Source organism: Sinorhizobium sp. Y406, from assembly GCF_058732025.1.
On the sequence record NZ_CM178975.1, the window covers coordinates 1,709,523 to 1,729,688 of the forward strand.

The following is a 20,166-nucleotide window of genomic DNA, read 5'->3' on the forward strand; positions in this document are numbered from 1 at the left end:
ACGTGCCCTTGAGTAGCTTTCCGGTGCGTCGGGCATGGTGCGCCTTGCAGGCGCAATTTGCGCAAGCGCTTCGCCAGCGGCGTTGAGCGAGCGCGGCCTATGAAATGGTCATATTGCCGACCTCCATTTCGGCGACTGTTTCGCTTATGCTTGTGCCAAGGCGCTTGGCGAGCCTTGCTCTACAGTGGCAACGATTTCGCCGATAGACCTTGCTTGGCTGAAAGTCGCGCGACAACGGAGTGATCCGATGCAGATGAAACGCAGAACCATTATCCTTGGCGGCGGGGCACTCCTTGCCGGGGCCGGGACCGCCTTCATCGCCCTCGGCCGTGGCGGCGAGCCGATATCGCGGCATAGCTTCGACTGGAAGGCGTCCGACTTTCGCGCGGGCGGGACCGCGGCAGTTCCGGCCGATCTGCCGGAGCCGATTTTCCGAGCCGAACCGCAATGCGTCGTGACCTCCGCAAAGACGCTGGGACCCTGTCATACGAGCGATGTGCCGGTCCGCAAGGACGTGACCGAGGGTGTCGCGGGGTTGCCGACTCGTATCAGCCTGCGACTGGTTGAGGCAGAGAACTGTGACCCCATCCAAGGCGCCGACGTAGAGATCTGGCACACGAACGCCGACGGCGTCTATTCCGGACGGGCGGCGCCGATGTGCAATCGGGATGACGCCGATGCCATAAGCGCGAGTTTTCTCAGGGGCCGGCAGATCAGCGACGAGAATGGCGTCGTCAGCTTCCTGACGGTCTATCCCGGCTGGTATTCAGGCCGCACGGTCCACGTTCACCTGCGCATAATCGTGGACGATCGGGAACTGCTCGTCAGCCAGCTTCTCTTCGACGACGCACTGAGCGACCTCGTCTATGAGGGGCATCCGGATTATGCCGGCCGCCCCCAACGCAACACGATGAACGGCGGCGACAGCGTCTTTTCCTCCAGCGAGGCGGCACAGTTCATCCTTGACTTCGAAAGGCTCGATCCCGGTGTGCTGCAGGCAAGCTATACGATCGGCCTCGTGCGGTCATAGGGGCAGTTCGTTCTATTCGAGCCGGACGCGAGCGGAGAGGCATTCCAGCCACACCAGGCCAGCAAAGTATCGGTTTACCGCAGGTTGCCGGGCTAGCGCTACGCCGGCGCCTGTAGTACTCGCGTTCTGGCCAAATCCAACGGGCAGGAATCGAGATGACCGCCGACCGCCTCCGCTTTGTCCTCTTCCTCAACGGTGTGTTCATATTGGCCTTGTCATTGGCGATGCTAATACCGGCGATCGTTGATTTGGCAGTAGACAATGGCCGCGACGCGATTACGTTCTTGAGCAGTGCCGGGGTCAGCGGTGGACTGGGGGCGCTGCTCGTCGCCGCGTTTCGGCAGGAGGAGATCGAACTCACCGACCGCCGGACAGGCCTTCTCATTACCGTCAGTGCCTGGCTTTCTGTCTCCTTTGTAGGCGCCATTCCGCTCTTCAATTCGGGGCTTGGGCTCAGTTGGACCGATGCGGTCTTTGAGACGGCCTCAGCCCTGACGACGACCGGCTCCACCATTCTGGTGGGCCTCGATAACATGCCGCAGGGGCTGCTGATGTGGCGCTCGCTCCTGCAATGGCTCGGCGGCATTGGCATCATCGTCATGGCGCTCAGCGTGCTTCCCGCATTGCGGGTGGGCGGCATGCAACTCTTTCGTTCCGAGTCGTCGGATATCTCCGAAAAGCCCTTCCCGAAGGTGCGACAGATCGCCCGCAACATCCTGATTGTATACGTGTCGCTCACCTTGGCTTGCGCCGTGTGCCTGGATCTGGCCGGCATGTCGACGTTCGACGCCGTCAATCACGCGATGACGACTATCGCGACCGGCGGCCTTTCGACCAGAGACGCCTCGATTGGCTACTACAATTCCCTGGCGATCGAGCTCGTGACGATCGTGTTCATGATCTCCGGTGCGTTACCGCTCGCCTTCTACGCGGTATTCCTCTTGAGTCGCGGCAAGCGCAGCGCCATTGAGGGACAGATAGCGCCGTTTCTGTTCATCCTCATGGCCGCGATCCTTGCCTGCACCGCCTGGAACATCAGCCAAGGCATGTCGCCACCCGTTGCCCTGCGACTGTCCGCCTTCAACGTCACGTCGATCATGACCGACACCGGCTTTGCCACCGCCGATTTCTCCGCATGGGGGAGTTTTGCAATGGGGCTCTTCTTCATGCTTTATCTCGTCGGCGGCTGTGCCGGTTCGACGGCGGGGGCCATCAAGATATTCCGCTGGCAAATCCTCTTCGCCGGCACCGGGAGAGCGCTTCGCGGCATGCTTTACCCCCAGGCGATCGTACCGGTGCGCTTCCAGGGCAAGTCCGTCGATGACGTGGCAATCAGCAATGTTCGCAATTTCTTTTTCCTCTACATCATGACCTTGCTATTGATGTCGCTCCTCGTCATGGCAACCGGCCTGGATTTTCTGTCGTCCATCTCTTCAGTGGCGCAGGCGATGGCGAACGCAGGTCCGGGCCTCGGCCCTGTCGTGGGGCCGGCAGCGAATTTCGCCTTGATTCCGGATGCGGCCAAGTGGTTGATCGCGATCTCGATGTTCGTCGGTCGATTGGAACTTGTGACGTTCCTCATTGTGCTGCAGCCGTGGTTCTGGCGGCGCTGACTGCGCATGGCTTCAAAAAAAGGTGGAGCTGCGCACCGATGCCGGGCTCGTCTGCGGAACCTTTTCTGGCATCAAGATGCGCAACTCCTTCCGGTGACGGTCACGCTGTACTCCGACCGTGCCGGACCTTGCCTCTGGTTCTGCCGAAGGGCGCGACCGAGGCAACGGTGTTCAGGCGGGTTCAGGAACCGCCTGCTTCGATCCGGTGAGAAGGCGATCGAAGTAGCCGATCGTCTGCAGCAGTCCACCCGAGAGGTCCATTTTCGGGCGCCAGCCGAACTCCTGCATGGCAAGCGAGATGTCCGGGCGGTGCTGGTGAGGTGCGATGGTCGCCCCCGGGCGCAGGATGAGGCTCGATCGTGCACCGGTGAGCTCGATCACCTGCTCCGCCACCTCGCCGATCGAGAATTCCATCGGATTGCCGAGGTCGATCGGGACCGGCAGCGATGCCGGCGATGCCATGATGCGGACGAAGCCATCGATCAGGTCATCGGCAAACGAGAAGGAGCGGGAAGCGTCCCCGTAAATCGTGATGTCTTTTCCTGTCAGGGCCTTGAGAACGAAGTTCGAGATGATTCGGCTTTCGTCCGCGCGCATCCGGGGACCGTAAGCATTGAAGATGCGGACGAGGCGAACATCGACGTCGTAGAGCCTGTGGAAGTCGGAGAACAGCGCTTCCGCGCAGCGCCTGCCTTCTTGGTACGAGGAGCGTCGGCCGATGAATGCGGAGTCGCTCCAATCGCCTTCCGTACGAGGATGGAGTTGCAGATCGTCATGAGTGTCGGCGACCGAAACCTGGAGGATACGCGCGCCGCGATGCGCCGCGAGCTCCAGCAGGTTCAGTGACCCCGTCACGTAGGTTCGCATCGCCTGGATCGGGTCGGCCTGATAATGCGGCGGCAAGGCCGGGTGAGCGAGATGATAGATTTCGTCGACATCGAGATCGATCGGTTCGGCGATGTCCTGGGCTATGACGCTGAAGCCGTCGAAGCGCAAGAGCGGCGCGATGTTGCGCTCCAGCCCCGTCGTGAAATTGTCAACGCAATAGACCTGGTGACCGGCTTGCAGAAGGCGTTCGCAAAGATGTGAACCCAGAAAACCCGCGCCACCGGCCACCAGGATGATTTTATGTTCATCACATTTTCGCAAAGCATTGCGTTTGACACCGGAAGCCGCACCCAAATAACGCGCGTGAAACTTTCGCAGATAGCTCACGACTACCTCCATCTAACGAGATACACGATTGTCGTTTGATATCGATGACACTTCACGGCGGCCGGATAGGGCGGCAGGAGCGTCGGTCTTTATTGGTCATTTCGCCGAAATTGATCTGGCGATAGCGACGGTTATTTAAATACAAACATAGGTCGCAAATGTCATTATCGCTACATCCTGAAAGTTATCCCCCCGTCCATTTCTACCGAAAAAGAGGTATAATCGCTGGGGTGGTGCTTATCCGCCTCGACTTGTAGACCCGAGTGTGGAGCCCACTCGGCGGAGTATCAGCAAGCGAACCCCCGGCGATTGTGGGTTCGACAAATCCCGGCACTGGAGGCATTCGATGACGAGTGAGTCCGGATCAGGAGACGACCCGACAGATGCCCCGTCCTGGCCGGAGGCGAAGGAAAGACGGCGCTGGCCCCGCGAACCGACGGCCGGGAAGGAAAGCCATCCGAGCGGTCCGCCAGCGCTTGTACCCTTGCACTTCTCGACGGGCGAACTGCCGGCCGCGGCACAGTTCCCCGCATGGCGTGCGCACATGGCGCCGCTGCTCGAAGTTCGCTTGCCTGATGGCGTGCCTCCAGATCAAGGCTTTCCTGCCGAACAGACCGGCTGGCGTCTCGACGGTTTACTGATCGTTCAACAGCGCACACCGGCGCATAGCTATACCCGTTCCCGCGCCATGCTGCGCTCGAGTCCGATCGATCACTGGAGCTTAGGCATTTTACGAAGCGGACGGGCCTGGACGGAGGTCGACCGACGCGTCACGGAGACCGCTCCAGGCGACCTCTTTCTGCGCTCCCTTGGCTATCCCTATCGGGGACGAACGACTGAGGCCGCGGGCGTGTTTCTGTTCATGCCTTATGAGTTGCTGGCCGACGATGCCGGTATTCTGGAAGCCGCAAACAATTCGGTGCTTTCGGGCAGTCTCGCCGATCTGCTGCTGAACTTTATCAACGGTATCGAGGCGAGCCTCGGCGTTCTCAGGGCCGAAGAGCTTCCGCGGATCGTGCAGACAATGCGCGACATGGTGGTTTCGTGCGTCGCCGCGTCGGTGACGCCGAGTCCCGTCGGAGTCGAGACGAACAAGGGGATGATGGAGCGCGCGCATCGGTATATTCATCTCCATCTCAACTCAGCCGAACTCACGCCCGACGCCATCTGCCGAGCGGTCGGCATATCGCGAACGCGGCTCTACCAATTGTTCGAGCAGAGTGGCGGTGTGCTGAACTATATTCGCAAGCGTCGGCTCCAGCACGCATACGCGGCCCTAAGTGACCCGACCGATAGCCGGTCGATTGCCGAAATCGCGGAAGCCGCCGGCTTCGACGTGGCGGCCAATTTCACGCGTGCCTTCAGTCACGAATTCGGGTTGAGCCCGCGCGAAATCCGAAAGGCAGCCGCCACCCACCGGCCGATCTTGGCCGTCACTCCTACCAGGCAAAACCGTGGCGCAACAATCGGCGACTGGCTTGATCCCCCTGGAAGGTGAAATCCGCAACGCCGGGCGATCCCGCGCGGCGCTGCAGTCTTCAAGCAAGCCTGAGATCGACCCCCGGGTGCAACTTCTTGAGATTGGGCAGGGACTTCGTCTGCCAGGGATATTCCGAGCTCCCGCGGACGGTGAATTGCACGTTCGGTCGCTTGCGCGCCTCGATGGTGAGCTTTGCGAGCAAGTTGATGCCGGACGAATTGAGGAACTGCAACCCCGTAAGATCGACGGTCAGTCGTTCCGGCTCGGATTCAAGAATGCCCAGCACCAGCGCAAAGATCGGCGCATAGGCCTCCGTGCTGGGCAGGCGCATCGTCCCGTCGAAGTAGACGTCCTTGCCCTCTGACCAAACGCGATATTCTTCTTCTTTAATTTCCATATGATCACCGCCCATCAATTCGTCAAATCTGGAACTGCAATGGACGCGTAGGTCTCCAGCGGGATTCTGCGGTCCTCATCGCTGGATCCAAAAACCCAAGCAAAGTGAGCACCATAATCGCTCATGAGCGTCAGAAGTCCAAGCCCCGAACCGCCGGCGCCCGTAGCGGCGTTCGCTTCGATCCTTTCGATCAGCAGGTCGCCCGGGTCCCCGGCCGTAATCTCGGACAAGAGATGCTGAAACCGCTCCGCAGCGTCCTTGTCGACGAAATTGGTGACCTTGGTCCGGAAGGCACTGTCGGTGACGGATGCCTCCACGATGATCTCGCCCGATGCGCGGAACTTCACGGCATTTTCGATCAGTTCATTGGTGAGGTAGCCGACATTGTGCCGCACGTCCTTGTAGAGCTTACGCGACGCGCGATAGCGCAGCGCCACGAACTCCGCCACGAAATCCGAGGTCATGGCGCAGTGCTTCCAGCTCAAGTCGAGCGGCCCCTCGAACAGCCGAAGCGTGGTCACGTCATCGCCGTTGCCGATCGCGAGATCGGCCAATCCATATAGGGTCGTCATCCGCTTACCTGTGTCTCATCACTACCAACGTTATGTCGTCGTGGATCTTCTGCGCACCGATATGTGCCATCAGATCTTCGATGATCCCGATCTTGACCTCCTCGGCGTTTCGGCCATAGCGGCGGCGGGCGCTCTCGCAGAGCCGCTCTATGCCGAAAAGCTCGCCGCTCCGATCTTCCGCCTCGGTCACGCCGTCCGTGTGGAGGATAATCATGTCGCCGCAACCGAAGGGAATTTCCCGAGTCGCCACGAAGGGCGAGATATCCGGCTCGAGCCCGATCGGCAGGCCCAGATCGAGCGTGTCGATACGTTCGACATCCCCCGGGTCGCGGATCACGATCAGTTCCTCGTGCTGACCGGACAGCGTCAGGCGCCCGCCTTCGTAATCGAGGAAGGAGAGGGAGAGATGCTTGTTGGTGCTGGTCCTGGTGATGTTTTTGTAAATGGCGCGGTTCACCCGATTGAGGAACAGCGAAGGATCCATCTCGCCCGCTTCCTGCAGCGCCCGCGCGACGGACTGGACCATGAGCATCAGCACGCCGCTTTCGAGCCCATGCCCGGTGACGTCTCCGATCCCGATCTTCAGTCGCGACCCGTCCTTCAGGACGTCATAGTAATCGCCGCCGACCTCGTCGGCCGGGCGCATATAGGCCGCGATCTCCAGGTCTTTGATCTCCTCGAGCTCGCCGGCCTTCGGCAGCACCATCATCTGAATGCGGCGGGCAACAGCCAGTTCGGCGCCGAGACGCAGGTTCTCGCTGCGCAATTGCTCGTTGAGGGCGGAGATCTGCAGGTTCGCGTCTTCGATCTCCCTGGTGCGATCCTCGACGAGCTGTTCGAGGTTTTCGGTGTGGTAACTGATCTGTTCGGCCATGCGATTGAAGGCCGCGCCGGCTTCGCCAACCTCGTCGCGGGTCGGGATCGCCACCCGGACGGAATAGTCCTTGACCTGAATGCGCTTGGCGGCCTCGGCAAGCGCGCTGATGCCGCTCGTAATCCGCTTGGATATGGCGAACACCGCAGTGATGACGAAGAGCAGCGATACGAGCAGCGCCAGGACCTGATAGATCAGGATCCTGTTCGTCGCTTCAGAGATACCGGCCTGGGCGGCAAAGAGCGACGCATAAATCTCCCGCTCGGGAACCACGATGCCGAGCTGCATCGTCTCGCGGCGAACCGGCCCGGAAACCCAGAGATTGCTCGGCTGCAACTGCTTCAGGAGGATCAGGTAGGGCACCTTCTCGCCGTTGTCATTGAGATAGACGTGCTGCAAAAGGCCGTCGCGATCGAGCGGCAGGTTGGCGATAGCAGATTGGGCGCTTCTGCGCAGTGACCGATCCAGGCCGGTGACGCCCTGGCTCCCCGTCTCGTTCGCCGCCCGGAGGCCCATCACCTTTTCCCCGTTCGGATTGATCGCCACGACGTTGCCGTCCGACATGGCCAGGAAACCGAAGCCGCTGTCGGCGACACGGACGTTTTCGACGATCTCGGCCAACTGGTCGAGCGTGATGTCTGCGCCCGCGACGCCTGCGACCCGTTGGCGGTCCCGCGACCACAGCGGCTCGAAGAAACTGACGATGAGCTTGCCGGTGATCGCATCCGTGTAGGGTGCCGTCTGGGTGATGTCTTCCTTCACCGGACGCGATTGCGGATCCTGCGGCCATTGCTCCCAGGACTCGTAGAGTCCCGGAAAGAAAAAGGTCCAGAAATTCTCGCTGTTGTGCCCCGGATAGAGCTCATCGAATGTCTGCGCCTGGTCCGTATAGGGCGCCGTTCTGAAGATCGGCCGCTCCTTGGGGCCGATATAATACATCTGCAGCTTCGGCTGGCCGTTTGCCAGAAGGCTCGGTGCGACGAGATCGAGCACGGCACTGTTCTCGATCTCTGTCTGGACTTCCGGAAGCGGATTGTGGCCCGCATCGAGAAGATAGCCCCAGACGCTGACGACCGACAGCGGTCCGGGCAGGTTCTGCGCCCATCCGCCCTTCTCGTTGTATACGACGTTCACGGTGCCCGGCACGCCGCGGGCCATCGCCTCGCCGATCTGGGATTTTCTCACCGGACGGTCGATCTGTGCCTGAAGAACGCCCGCCAGCGTGCCCACATCGGAATGGACCTGGCTCAGAAGCAGGTTCACGCGAGCCGCCGTCGATTCGGCATAGGAGCGGATATAGTCCTGGTTTGCCTGCTCCAGGCCCTGGCCGACCTCGGTGGCGGCATCGCGCGACAGCCTCTGCACGTTCCAAAGCGCAAGACCGCCGGTGACGAGCAGGTCGAAGAGCACCGCCCCGCCGACGACCAGGACGAATTTGGCGCGGAATGAACGCAAGCCGATGCCCGGGGTCTCTTGCGCGTCCCCCTTCATAGCGGTTTGCGTCCGGAGGCCGCCCAGATCGGCCAGCCGGCGTAGCCCTTGGGGTGCAGGGCGGCGAAGATATGATCCTGGAATCCCTGGCGGAAGCGCCGGATGAATTCAGGCGAGTCGCCGCGTTTCACCGCCATTTCGCCGGCATAGACGTTCTCCCAGGCGGCGATTATGTCGGCGAAGTCCTGCGGGTCGCCATCGAGGTTGCTGACCATGAAGGATTCGACGCGAATGTCTTCGAAGCCGGCATCGGCCAGATAGCGCCGGCTCTTCGGCCCCAGCTCCACGTCCATCTCGAAATGACCGAAGAGCTTGGCGACCTCTTCATAGGTCCATTGGATGCTCTGCGACCGGGGCTCGCCGAGACAGTGAGAATTCTTCTCGTTGGTGACGTAGACGCGGCCGCCTGGCTTGCAGATCCGGTAGAGCTCCTTCAGCAAGACGTCCGGCTGGTTGAAGATCTGCAGCGAATGACGGCAGGTCACGAGGTCGAACTGGTCGGACTCGAGCAGCATTTCGGACGCGTCGCCATAGGTATATTCGATATCTGTGATTCCGAACTCAGCCGCGACGTTGCGCGCATAGGCCAGACTCGCCCTCGAATGGTCCAGCGCCACGATCCGGGCCGGGTGGAATTCCTTGCGTACGAGCGCGGCGAAGTCTCCGATGCCGCAGCAGATGTCGGCCATCGCGATGCCTGCGCGCATACCATGGCGCGGGAGAATCGTGCGCTCATGCCGCCAGGTCATCTTCGTCTGTGTGCGCAGGATCGGAATGAAGCTCGTATCCTCGACGAAATCCTGGCCGGGATAGAACTTCGAGTCGTAGACCTCGACGCTGATCTGCGGCTCAATCTTGCCGAGATGCCGGAACATGCGTTCGGTCCAGCCGACGACGCTGGAAGTGACGACGACGAAGCGCAGGTCCGTCCGCGCCCGGCACGCATCGAGCACCACGCGCGAAAAAGCGTGGAAGGCGGTGTTGTTCATCTGCGCAAGCCGCTTGACATTGATGTAGAGCACGCCGCGCGCGCCATCGACCGCGTGCCTGAGAGCCGTAACGGTTGCCGCGATCTCATCGACGGTACGTGGACGGATCACGCCTGCAAGGGAAAACTCCTGGCTGTTGGCGTCGAACTCCGCCTGATAGGGGGTGGAAAGGACGGCGGTATTCAACTGACTATTCCTTCGAGTGGCAGATCGACGACAAGCGTGATGGAAGGGGAAGTCTTTTCGTCCAGGCTGATCTCGGCCTCGAAGTTGATCGCAAGATCCAGAAGAATGACCTCGCGGCTCGGGGAGAGATCGTTGGAAATGGCGTCGAGATAGCGGTCGTAGGCATCCTGCTTATGCGTCTTGGACACCGCTTCGCGGTAAAATTGTCGCTGGCTGGGCGGACAGGGAAAGGTGAGCTTTACCCGCTCCTTCGGACCTTGGCGATAGACAGTACAGCCGATCCGGCCCTCGGGCGAGCCGCCGCGGAACGAGACTTCCAGAAGCTCGTTGAGCGCGGAGGAGAAGAAGTTCGAATGTCGAACGGGATCCGTTCGGTTGTGGCTGATCATCCGCGCCATGAAAGACGACAGGTGATCGCAATGATCCCAATCGGACAGGAAGGTCCCCATCTCCATTTCGAGCTCGATGAGAGGTTCGAAATGCGCTTTCGCTTGGGCTGCATTCATGCCGCATCCTCCTTTCCGTAGGTCCGGCCTCTTTTCGGCTTCCTCCGCTGTCATCGCGTCCCGGGACGCAAGCCCTGATTCCGGTCTGCGCCAAGCCCCGGAAAATCGGCGGGCGCTGTCGACGTGTTGCGAAGGAAGTCTCCGATCGCCTCCGCGGGCAGAGGAAAGCCAAGGAAATATCCCTGCAGCCGATCGCATCCTTCTTTGCGCAGCCAGTTCATCTGTCCCTCCGTCTCCACGCCCTCGGCGGTCACATGCATACCAAGCCCGTGGGCAAGCGCAATGATCGATCGAACGATCGTCTGGCCTTTTTTGTCGTGCTCCAGGTCCTTGATGAAGTACTGGTCGATCTTGATCGTATCGAAGGGGAAATTCTTCAAATAGCTGAGGGAGGAGTAATAGGTGCCGAAGTCGTCGAGCGAGATCTGCACCCCGAGCACATTCAACGTGTTGAGTGTATCAAGATTATTCGTCGTTCGCTCCAGGAGTACGGACTCGGTGATTTCCAGCTCCAGGCGTTCGGCGCGGATGCCGACCAGATCGAGGACGCGGGCCACCCGATCGGTAAGGCCCGCGTGCAGGAACTCCGCCGGAGACAGATTGACCGCGACGGTGAAATGGGGCGGCCATGTCATCGCGGTTCGGCAGACCTGCTCCAGAAGCCATTGGCCGATCCCGCTCATGAGGCCATCCGCCTCCGCCATGGGGATAAAGACGCTCGGCGGTATGATGCCGATCAAAGGGTGCCGCCAACGCAGCAATGCCTCGAAGCCGACGACCGCGCGGGAAGGGCTGACCAGCGGTTGGTATTCGATGAAGAACTGGTCCTCCTCAAGGGCGGTGCGCAGGCTGCGGCGGAGCATTTCCCGTTGCTCCAGCACGATGAGCATGGAGCGCGTGAAGGTCCGTGCGCGATTGCGGCCATCCGTCTTCGCCGCATAAAGCGCGATGTCGGCTGCTTTCATCAGTTGCTCGATCTCGTTGCCGTCCGCCGGGGCTACCGCTATTCCGACGCTCGCGCCGACGAAGGCGTTGATGCCGTCGACGGTAAATGGCGGTCTGAAGGCCCCGATAATCGCCTCCGCGAGTTGCTCGGCCTCCCTGGGCTGGTCTGCCCGCCACTGGATCACCGCGAATTCGTCGCCGGCCAGCCGGTAGGCGATTTCGTGTTCCCCCAGCACGCCCCTGATGCGGTCGGCGGCCATCTTGAGAACGATGTCGCCGGCGCCGTGGCCGAGCGTGTCGTTGATCGGCTTGAAGTCGTCGAGATCGATCTGCATGAGCGCCAGGCTCGCGCCGCTCGGCACCGGCAGGGCGCTGCGCAACTGATCGCTGAAGTGCCGGCGATTGGGCAAGCCGGTCAGGACATCATGGGTCGCCTGGTGCAGGAGCAGCGCGCGGTCGCTCTCTCCTTGGGTCGACGTCTCGCGGCAGACGGCGCTGCCTTGCGCTTCGACGACCCCAAGGCCACTGCCGGTGCGGAAGACGATCAGGGTGAGGCGTGTGTTGCGGGTCGTATCCGCGATCTCGAAGCTTCGGGGCAGGCCGTGTGCGACGACGAAGTCGACGGCGGCCCTCGGCCCAGGAGCCAGCAGCTCCGGATAGACATGCCACAGGGACGCTTCGATCAGGCCGTCGATCGCATGAGTCTCCTCGTGCTTGGCAGAGGCATCGACCAGGTTGAAGCTCTCGTCATAGAAGGAAACGATCTCGTCGGTATCGGCGAGGAATTGTCGGTCGATAGCGGGCATCCTCGCACCAACGTCGGGCATTCTTTCCTCCAATCTCCGTCGCCTGCCGCTTGCATCGCCCTTCCAGCCGGCACGCGACCACACGCCCGTGACCCAACTCAGTGTTGTTTTCCGGCGCAGCCTTACCCCTCAAAAGTTACCGCGTAAGATGTCGTGGTCAATGCTGTTCGAGCATTAGAGGTATCGAATTTCGAAACACTTGGCCACACCTGTGTCTTTCAGGGGCAGGGGATGATTTTCGACCGGTGGCCCGAAAGCCCGCAGTTTTGAGGGTTGTCCCGCGCCGAATACCGATGAATCCTGTTGCAGAGTGGCGCGCGGGCAAGGTCGAGGAGGCGAGCCCGCGCACGGATCACGATGATCCCGGGTGACGCGACCCGGGATCATCGTGATCGCTCCCGCATAGGCGCGGCAGATTGGAGCGCTGACGTAACCTTTTGAATTGCGGCATAATTCCTCGTGATCTCCGGCCGAAGAACGATGCAGCGGCCCGGACGCCAGGCGGAAGGTCCGCATGGAGTTATTCGCATCCGGCGGGCAGGTCGGCCGGAGCCGCTTATATCTGGCGAGAAGGCTGGCCTCGTCGTAGAGCTTGCCACTGTTTGGAGTACGGACAAACGCTCGATGATCCTGAACCACCGCATTACGCGCATCACGATCGGCGTTCTGCTGCTGGTGCTTGTGGCGGTCGTGCTGCTGCCCGGCTTGACCGGGTTTACAAGTCTGGATGGTACCGTCAATGCGCGCCTCGCAGTCATCAACGCGCCGATCGACGGCGAGATTGCCGGGCCGCCTGCGCGACTCGGGACGCCGGTCAGCGAGGGCGAGGCGATCGCGGCCATTCGCAATTCGCGCGTCAGTCGATCGGTTCTTGCTTCCCTGCGCGCCGAACACGGAACCGCGCTGAGGCGCATAGCGGCGCTCGAGCGCGAGCGTGACGCGCTGGTCCGGCTGCGCGATCAGCTCGCAAATCGGCTGGAAGTCTTCAAGAGCGCGACGATCGCCAGCCTGGAGAGGGAGCTCGAGATCCTACGCAAACGGGTCGAGGTGGCCGAAGCGCAGGATACGGTCGCCCAGGTCGAGTTGGACCGTCGCCAGCAGTTGGAAACCAGAGGCATATTCACCCGCAAGATGGTGGAAGCGGCTCAGGCCGCCGGTGCCGCCGCGGGGGGTGAGGTGGAGATCAACAATCTCACCGCCGAATTGCTCGAGCAGCGCCTCGACGCCGTGCGCAAGGGCATATTCGTGCTCGGCGACGGACAGAACGACGTGCCGTATTCCCGCCAGCGCCAGGACGAGGTGATCGTTCGCATCAACGACCTCAATTCGCGGATCGCGGAAAACAGGACGCGGGCGAGCCAGATCGGAGTGCAGATCGCCGAGGAGGACCGGCGTGTGCGAAACCTGGAAGCGGCAACGGTGACATCGCCCTTCGATGGGGTCGTATGGAGCAGGAACATCGTCAGCGGCTCGAACGTCGTATTGAACAACGAGATGATGCGCATTCTCGACTGCCGCGACCTTTACGTCGATATCCTCGTTCCGGAAGTCGACTATGACGAGATCTATCCGGGGCGCGAGGCGGAGATTCGGCTCCTCGGGCGCAGCGACGTGTTCAAGGGCCAGGTGCAAGCGGTGAAGGGCAGCTCCGCCGTCGTGGAAAAGGATCTGGTTGCCGCCACCATACCGGAAGCCGACGAGCGCAACGCGCGGATCCGGATCCTGCTTGCACCATCTGCGCTCAATACCGACTTCGCCAATTTCTGCCAGGTCGGCCGGACGGTACACGTGCGCATTTCGAAGCGCACGGTCCGGTTCTCGCAATGGATTGAAAGCCTGTGGTTCAGTCTCTTCTAGCGCTGGTGTCGACCCTTGCGGTCATCGCCTTCTTCCTGATCGGACCCTTTAACTGGTCGCGTCATCGAAGCTGGGCGCGCACGGTCACCTGCGCCTTCGTCGGACTGGTCGCCCTGCGCTACATGGCCTGGCGTCTCACCGAGACCGTACTTCCCTATCCCCGGGATGGTGCGAATTTTTATTGGGTGTGGTTCGTCTTCATCGTCGAAGCGCTCGCCTTCATGGAGGTCGTGCTCTTCCTGATCCTGATGAGCCGCTACGTCGACCGCAGCGCCGAGGCGGACCGGCTCGGGCGAGCGTTCTTCAAGCGCCAACAGAGCGCACTGCCCGCGGTCGACGTTTTCATCCCGAGCTACAACGAGCCGCTCGACGTTCTCGAAAGAACGATCGTCGGCGCGCTGGCGCTCGACTACCCGAAGGACAAGCTGAAGGTCTATGTGCTCGACGACGGACGTCGCGACTGGCTCAAGGCCTTCTGCGAGGGCCGCGGCGCGATCCATGTGACCCGAAGCGACAATGCGCATGCCAAGGCCGGCAACATGAACAACGGCCTGAAGGTGAGTTCCGGCGACTTCGTCGCCATCTTCGACGCGGACTTCGTGCCCTATCGGAATTTCCTCAGGCGGACCCTGCCATTCTTTTCGGACGAGGCGGTCGGCATCGTGCAGACGCCCCAGCACTTCTTCAACGTCGATCCGGTACAATCCAATCTCGGCCTCGAGAACATCTGGCCCGACGAGCAGCGGCTGTTCTTCGACGAGATCGCGCCGAGCCGCGACGGCTGGGACGTGAGCTTCTGCTGCGGCTCCTGCTCGATCGCGCGACGCAAGGCCGTGGACGCGATCGGCGGCTTTCCGACCGAATCGATCACCGAGGACCTGCTCACCACGCTGTCGATGCTGAACAAGGGATACAAGACCCGCTACCTGAACGAGCGCCTGTCCATGGGGCTCGCGGCCGAAAACCTGACCGGCTATTTCGTGCAGCGGGAACGCTGGTGCCAGGGGGGCATCCAGACGCTCTACCTGCACAACGGGCCGCTCCGCGGACCGGGACTTTCTCTCTTCCAAAGAATCATGTTCCTGCCGCTCTCCTGGCTCGTTCAATATCTCGTCCGCTTCGTCGTCCTCCTGGTGCCGGTCATCTATCTCTGGTTTGGGGCGCTGCCGCTCTATTTCACCGGCGTTGAGGACTATGTGTCCCACCAGGTGCCGCTGCTTGCGGCCTATTTCCTGTTGATGCAGTGGATCACGCCGACCCGCTACCTGCCGGTGGTCTCCAGCGCAGTCGGGACCTTCGCGGCCTTCCGCATGCTGCCGACGGTGATATCGAGCGTGGTGCGGCCGTTCGGCAAGCCGTTCAAGGTGACGCCGAAGGGCAGCGGCAATGAGGAAAATGTCTTCGACGCCTACACCTTTACCTGGATCGCCGGCTTCATCATCGTGACCGCGGTCGGCCTCGTGATCAACATCGTTCCGGAAACGGCGCGCATCGAGGGCGCCTTTTCGGTGATCGCGGCGCTGTGGGCCGGGATCAACATCGTCGTGCTCGTCATCGCTTCGCTGATCTGTTTCGAGAAGCCGCGGCGCCTCTTTCAGGCATTCAAGCTGGACGAGTCCGTCAGCATCGACGGCTCGCAGGGCCGCCTCGTCAGCCTTTCCCTCGAAAAGGCGGTGGTCGCGGTTCCGACCGAGACGCGATTCAAATCCACACAGGTGCGGCTCGACATCGCCGGCTTTGCGCCGATCGGGTCCCAACTCAGGCAGGTGACGCAGCGGCGCGGCGACATAAGCCGCTCCGGCGACAAGCGGCGCTACTACCTCCATCTCCATTTCGAGCTTGAAGGCGCGGAGCGGGACAAGATGATCGTCAAGCTCTACACTGGACGCTATTCGCAGGAGATTCCCGATATCGACAAGGTTGCCGTCTCCGTGAACCTGTTGCTGCGCGCCTTCGGGCGCACGCGCACCGCCTGATGCATGTCGAGCGCGCGGCGCCGTCGTCACAATGGAAGACAGACGACCGGCCCCGGATGCGCGCCGGGGCCGGCCGTGATGCTTCAGGTCGCCTCGGTTTCGAGGCCCGGAGTGGTACAGCCGCCGCAGGCCGAAGCTGACGCCGGCATCAGAATTCCTCCCAATCGGAGGCAACCGCCGCTGCGGCTGTGCCGCGGCCGCCGAAGGCGCCGGCGAGCTTGCGGGAAAGCGCGCGGGCGGGTGAGGTGACCGGTTTGCTGTCCGGGGCGGCGATGCGCGGTGCCGCCGTGCCGGCGTCGATCCTGAAGCGGGCGATCAGCCGCGCGAGGTTCGCCGCCTCGTCGGCGAGCCGGTTGGTCGCCGCCGTCGATTCCTCCACCATCGCCGCGTTCTGCTGCGTCGTCTGGTCCATCTGGTTGACCGCGGTCGAGACTTCGGAAAGCCCCGTCGACTGCTCGCGGGCGGCGGTGGCGATCGAATGCACATGCTCGTTGATCTTGACGACATGGCCCTGGATCAGGCCGAGCGCCTCGCCGGTCGCCGTCACCAGCTTCACTCCGGAATGGACCTCGTCGCCCGAGCGCGAGATCAAGGCCTTGATGTCCTTGGCGGCATTGGCCGAGCGCTGGGCGAGCTCGCGCACCTCCTGGGCGACGACGGCAAAGCCCTTGCCGGCGTCTCCGGCGCGGGCCGCCTCGACACCGGCGTTGAGCGCCAGCAGGTTCGTCTGGAAGGCGATCTCGTCGATGACGTTGATGATCTGGCCGATCTCGCCGGAGGCCTGCTCGATCTTGCCCATCGCCGAGACCGCATCCTTGACGACGGCGCTCGACTGTTCGGTGCTTTTGCGCGCCTCGTCCACCATGTGGCTGGCTTCCGTCGCCCGCTCGGTCGAGCTCTTCACCGCCGCGGTGATCTCCTCGAGTGCCGAGGAGGTTTCCTCCAGCGAGGCGGCCTGCTGCTCGGTGCGCTTGGAAAGATCGCCCGAGGCGACGCGCATCTCGCCGGCCCCGCCATTAATCGTGTCGATCGCCGCGCGCACCTCGCCGAGCACGTCGCGCAGGTTGGCCATCGTCTGGTTGACGTTCTGCTGCAGTTCGCCGAAGGCGCCCTGGAAGTCTCCGCGCATGGTTTCCGTCAAGTCGCCCTCGGCCAGCGCCGAGATCACCCGGCGGGTTTCGGCGACGCCCTTGTCGACCGAGGTCACCAGTTCGTTCACCTGGGCGGCGAAGCGGTTGAGGTCGGCATTGTCGTAGTCCCTGGTGATGCGCCTGGTGAAATCGCCGGCAACCGCCGCCTGGACCACCTGGCCGATGTTCGACTGCAGATCGGCGCTCTTTGCCTGCAGTGCGGCTTCGTGGGCGTTCAGGTCACGCACCTTGATGCCGTTCGCCTTGAACACCTCGACGGCGCGGGCCATCTCGCCGATTTCGTCTTGGCGCTCGGTGAAGGGAACGTCCGCCTCGAGATTGCCCTCGGCAAGCACGCTCATGCTGCCGGTCAGCCTGCCGATCGGACGTGCGATCGACCGTGCGCCGAAGATTGCGGATCCGATCAACAGCAGCACCATCACCAATGCCATGGCATTGTTGACCAGGCTGGCAGTCGATTGGATCTGCCGGCGCTCTTCGATTGCCGCCGCGGTGTTGGCCTTGGCAGTTTCGACCCCGACGTCGACCGTCTTCGTCATGACTTCCGCCGTCGAGTCGAGCGAGAAGCGAAGCTCCTTTTCCTTGGCTTCGAGGCTGGCATCGGCGGACGCCGTGCCAAGCTTGGCTTCGATCACCTTGGCCAGTTCCTGACCCGCGCCAAAATACGATTCGGCTTCTTGCTTGATCGACTTCACCCGGTCCTGGTTGGCCCGGATTGTCAGCTGAGCGAACGCCTCGTCGAGATATTTCTGCACGGAAGCGTAGCGCTCCTGCAGGGCGATCTTCGCCGTGGCTACCTCTCCCGCCGTCTGGGCCAGACGCAGGTCGCGCGTGGCGATCTGCATGCCGCGCACGGAGGCCTTGGCGTCGACCAGGCTGCGGGCGATGTCTGCCTGGACACGTCCACGCGTGATCGCATCATTGACTTTCTGCTCCAGGTACCAGCTCGCAATGGTGATGATGACCATTGCGAGTATGCCCGCTCCGGACATGAGTGCGAGCTTGGCGGTGATGCGTGTGAAAATTTTGGAAAGCATTGCAACCGTCCTTCTGGATCGCTGCAAAAAGGTCTTCATGGCTTCTGGCAGGCGAGTGGGAAAGAGGGCCGATCGAGTCATTCGCCCGGCTGGGGTCGTGCCCGTTTACCGTGGAAAAGCGTCGCCGCAGCGCCGCAACCCGAGGTCGCACGTTTTCGACCTGCTCGCATACATTGGCTGCAATGGTTACTAATTTACTCTTTTCTCTTGTATAAATTTTCTATTGTCGCGCTGTACGGATAGGGATGCGCAGGCGGGATAGTCCGGATTGGCTCAAGCAGTCGGAATGAGCGCCTATTAAGTGGGCACTTATGCCAATAGTTGCCAATTTTTGAGCAGCTCGGCCGGGGCCGTCACCTGCGCCGTTCGAATTCGTTAGCGCATCGGTCCGAAAAATCGGAGCCGATTCTCCCAAAGCTCGATGCGCAGTTTCAAAGAGTTACAGCGCCATTGCGCGTCTGAAACGACGCGCGGAACTGTAGGTGTTGTCGCTTTGGCATGCTCCTTGCTTCCGTTTTGACGAGCCCGGGCAGAAGCCGCCGGTGGCGCCCAATGGCGGGCGCCAGGAGCAGAGTCGCTGGTGAGGTCAGGCGCCGATGCGTGCAGACCGCTGTTCGAGGCATCCCCAGTAGTCAACGAGTTGAATGGCGCGATATGCGACGCGCCGGGAGAAGCGATGTCCGCTCTGCACCAGACCCATAAGATCTCTCTGAACGACCAGGCCCGTGCCCTGTGGATCTCCACGGCCGCTTTCACCATCTGTTTTGCCGTCTGGACGATCTTTTCCATCATCGGCCTGCGTATCAAGGACGAGCTTGGTCTGAGCGAAGCGCAGTTCGGGCTGTTGATCGGCATGCCGATTCTCACCGGCTCCTTGGTGCGGATCGTCCTCGGCATCTGGACCGGTCGCTTCGGCGGCCGCCTCGTCTATACCGTCACTATGGCCGCGGCGGCGTTGGCCACCTTTCTGCTCGCCCATGCCACGACCTATCCGCAGATGCTTCTTGCCGGGCTGGGCGTCGGACTGGCTGGCGGTTCCTTTGCCGTCGGCGTCGCCTATGTCTCACCCTTCTTCCCGCCGGAAAGGCAGGGCACGGCGCTCGGCATATTCGGTGCGGGCAATGTCGGCGCGGCCGTGACCAAGTTCCTGGCGCCGCTCCTCCTCGTTCCCTTCGGGTGGGAGGTGGTAGCCGAGGTCTGGGCTGCCGTATTGCTGCTGACTGCGATTGTCTTCTGGTTCACGACGGAGGACGACCCGCAATTCCGCGCCCGCTGCACCCAGCGCGCTCCGCGCAAGAGTTTGGCAGCCGAATTCGAGCCGCTCAGGAACATGCAGGTCTGGCGCTTTGCGCTCTACTATTTCTTTGCCTTCGGCGGCTTCGTCGCCCTTGCGCTGTGGCTGCCGCGCTATCTTGTCGGCGTCTATGACTTTCGTATCGAGACGGCGGGCATGATCGCTGCCGCCTATTCGATCCCGGGCAGCATCTTCCGCGCCTATGGCGGCGCGCTATCCGACAGGATCGGTGCGCGCAGGATCATGTATGCGGTGTTTGCCGTATCCGCCGTCGCGACGCTCATCCTCTCCGTCCCGGCAGGCCATGGCCGCGGGGCGGTCCCGATCGGCGTCACGCCGGCTCTCTTCGTCGTCACCATCTTCGTGCTCGGCTTCGTCATGAGCCTCGGAAAGGCGGCCGTCTACAAGCACATCCCCGCCTATTATCCCAAGCATGTGGGCGCGGTCGGCGGCGTCGTCGGCATGATGGGAGGGCTCGGCGGCTTCGTCCTGCCGATCGCCTTCGGCGTCCTCAAGGACATGACCGGCCTCTGGTCGAGCTGCTTCATGCTGCTCTTCGCCATCGTCGCAATCTCGCTCCTCTGGATGGATGCTTCGATCCGGCAGTTCAAGCGGAACGCGGAGGCAGCCCCGGCCGGCGCCTTCGCTCGATAGGCTGTTTGGAACGCGTCCAGCCCGCCGCGGCCGCACAGGCGGCCGCCGCGTCAGCACGCAATCCTTCTCGTCTTCCCCGCAGGGACACGCCAA

General features: G+C 62.0%; 14 protein-coding genes. 6 read left to right on the top strand and 8 right to left on the bottom strand.

All coding sequences use genetic code 11. The features are described 5' to 3' along the window. The first annotated feature begins 253 nt into the window (after window positions 1–253). Together AC4P1R_RS24900 and AC4P1R_RS24905 are read left to right on the top strand one after the other, a co-directional pair. Window positions 254–1,030: an intradiol ring-cleavage dioxygenase gene (locus AC4P1R_RS24900; RefSeq protein WP_492178850.1), complete on the top strand. Its 777-nt coding sequence runs from the start codon at window positions 254–256 to the stop codon at window positions 1,028–1,030. A gap of 155 nt (window positions 1,031–1,185) precedes the next feature. After that, window positions 1,186–2,643 (top strand): TrkH family potassium uptake protein, encoded by a 1,458-nt coding sequence (locus tag AC4P1R_RS24905; RefSeq protein WP_492178180.1) that lies wholly within the window; start codon window positions 1,186–1,188, stop codon window positions 2,641–2,643. A gap of 171 nt (window positions 2,644–2,814) precedes the next feature. On the opposite strand, the gene AC4P1R_RS24910 is transcribed toward AC4P1R_RS24905, so the two are convergent. Continuing rightward, window positions 2,815–3,858, bottom strand: coding sequence for an NAD-dependent epimerase/dehydratase family protein (locus AC4P1R_RS24910; protein ID WP_492178181.1), 1,044 nt, complete (start codon window positions 3,856–3,858; stop codon window positions 2,815–2,817). A 346-nt stretch (window positions 3,859–4,204) separates the two neighbouring features. Here AC4P1R_RS24910 and AC4P1R_RS24915 point away from each other — a divergent pair, with 346 nt between their 5' ends. After that, a complete protein-coding gene (locus tag AC4P1R_RS24915; RefSeq protein WP_492178182.1) occupies window positions 4,205–5,356 on the top strand; it encodes an AraC family transcriptional regulator in 1,152 nt (383 codons plus the stop codon). A gap of 40 nt (window positions 5,357–5,396) precedes the next feature. Here the strand turns inward: AC4P1R_RS24915 and AC4P1R_RS24920 are convergent, their stop codons facing one another. The 6 genes from AC4P1R_RS24920 to AC4P1R_RS24945 are packed head-to-tail and all read right to left on the bottom strand — an operon-like array spanning window position 5,397 to window position 12,125. Continuing rightward, window positions 5,397–5,735 carry a slr1659 superfamily regulator gene (locus AC4P1R_RS24920; RefSeq protein ID WP_069456501.1) on the bottom strand — a complete coding sequence of 113 codons (339 nt, stop codon included), beginning with the start codon at window positions 5,733–5,735 and terminating at the stop codon, window positions 5,397–5,399. 14 nt (window positions 5,736–5,749) lie between these two features. Next, window positions 5,750–6,307 carry a slr1658 superfamily regulator gene (locus tag AC4P1R_RS24925; RefSeq protein WP_492178183.1) on the bottom strand — a complete coding sequence of 186 codons (558 nt, stop codon included), beginning with the start codon at window positions 6,305–6,307 and terminating at the stop codon, window positions 5,750–5,752. Between the two features lie 4 nt (window positions 6,308–6,311). Beyond that, on the bottom strand, window positions 6,312–8,672 hold the full coding sequence (locus AC4P1R_RS24930) for a SpoIIE family protein phosphatase (RefSeq protein ID WP_492178184.1): 2,361 nt from the start codon (window positions 8,670–8,672) through the stop codon (window positions 6,312–6,314). Next, window positions 8,669–9,847 (bottom strand): class I SAM-dependent methyltransferase, encoded by a 1,179-nt coding sequence (locus tag AC4P1R_RS24935; RefSeq protein ID WP_069456490.1) that lies wholly within the window; start codon window positions 9,845–9,847, stop codon window positions 8,669–8,671. The genes AC4P1R_RS24930 and AC4P1R_RS24935 overlap by 4 nt, the downstream gene beginning before the upstream one ends. Then, window positions 9,844–10,353 (bottom strand): ubiquinone biosynthesis methyltransferase UbiE, encoded by a 510-nt coding sequence (locus AC4P1R_RS24940; RefSeq protein ID WP_225191192.1) that lies wholly within the window; start codon window positions 10,351–10,353, stop codon window positions 9,844–9,846. The genes AC4P1R_RS24935 and AC4P1R_RS24940 overlap by 4 nt, the downstream gene beginning before the upstream one ends. A 50-nt stretch (window positions 10,354–10,403) precedes the next feature. Further along, window positions 10,404–12,125: a putative bifunctional diguanylate cyclase/phosphodiesterase gene (locus AC4P1R_RS24945; protein WP_492178185.1), complete on the bottom strand. Its 1,722-nt coding sequence runs from the start codon at window positions 12,123–12,125 to the stop codon at window positions 10,404–10,406. A 603-nt stretch (window positions 12,126–12,728) separates the two neighbouring features. Between AC4P1R_RS24945 and AC4P1R_RS24950 the strand changes: the two genes are divergently transcribed. Beyond that, entirely contained in the window at window positions 12,729–13,961 is a 1,233-nt protein-coding gene (locus AC4P1R_RS24950) for an HlyD family secretion protein (protein ID WP_492178186.1), read from the top strand. After that, window positions 13,943–15,937 (top strand): glycosyltransferase family 2 protein, encoded by a 1,995-nt coding sequence (locus AC4P1R_RS24955; RefSeq protein ID WP_492178187.1) that lies wholly within the window; start codon window positions 13,943–13,945, stop codon window positions 15,935–15,937. The genes AC4P1R_RS24950 and AC4P1R_RS24955 overlap by 19 nt, the downstream gene beginning before the upstream one ends. A 148-nt stretch (window positions 15,938–16,085) precedes the next feature. On the opposite strand, the gene AC4P1R_RS24960 is transcribed toward AC4P1R_RS24955, so the two are convergent. After that, window positions 16,086–18,125, bottom strand: coding sequence for a methyl-accepting chemotaxis protein (locus AC4P1R_RS24960; RefSeq protein ID WP_492178188.1), 2,040 nt, complete (start codon window positions 18,123–18,125; stop codon window positions 16,086–16,088). A 676-nt stretch (window positions 18,126–18,801) separates the two neighbouring features. Here AC4P1R_RS24960 and AC4P1R_RS24965 point away from each other — a divergent pair. Further along, on the top strand, window positions 18,802–20,073 hold the full coding sequence (locus AC4P1R_RS24965) for an MFS transporter (RefSeq protein WP_492178189.1): 1,272 nt from the start codon (window positions 18,802–18,804) through the stop codon (window positions 20,071–20,073). Window positions 20,074–20,166 lie beyond the last annotated feature (93 nt).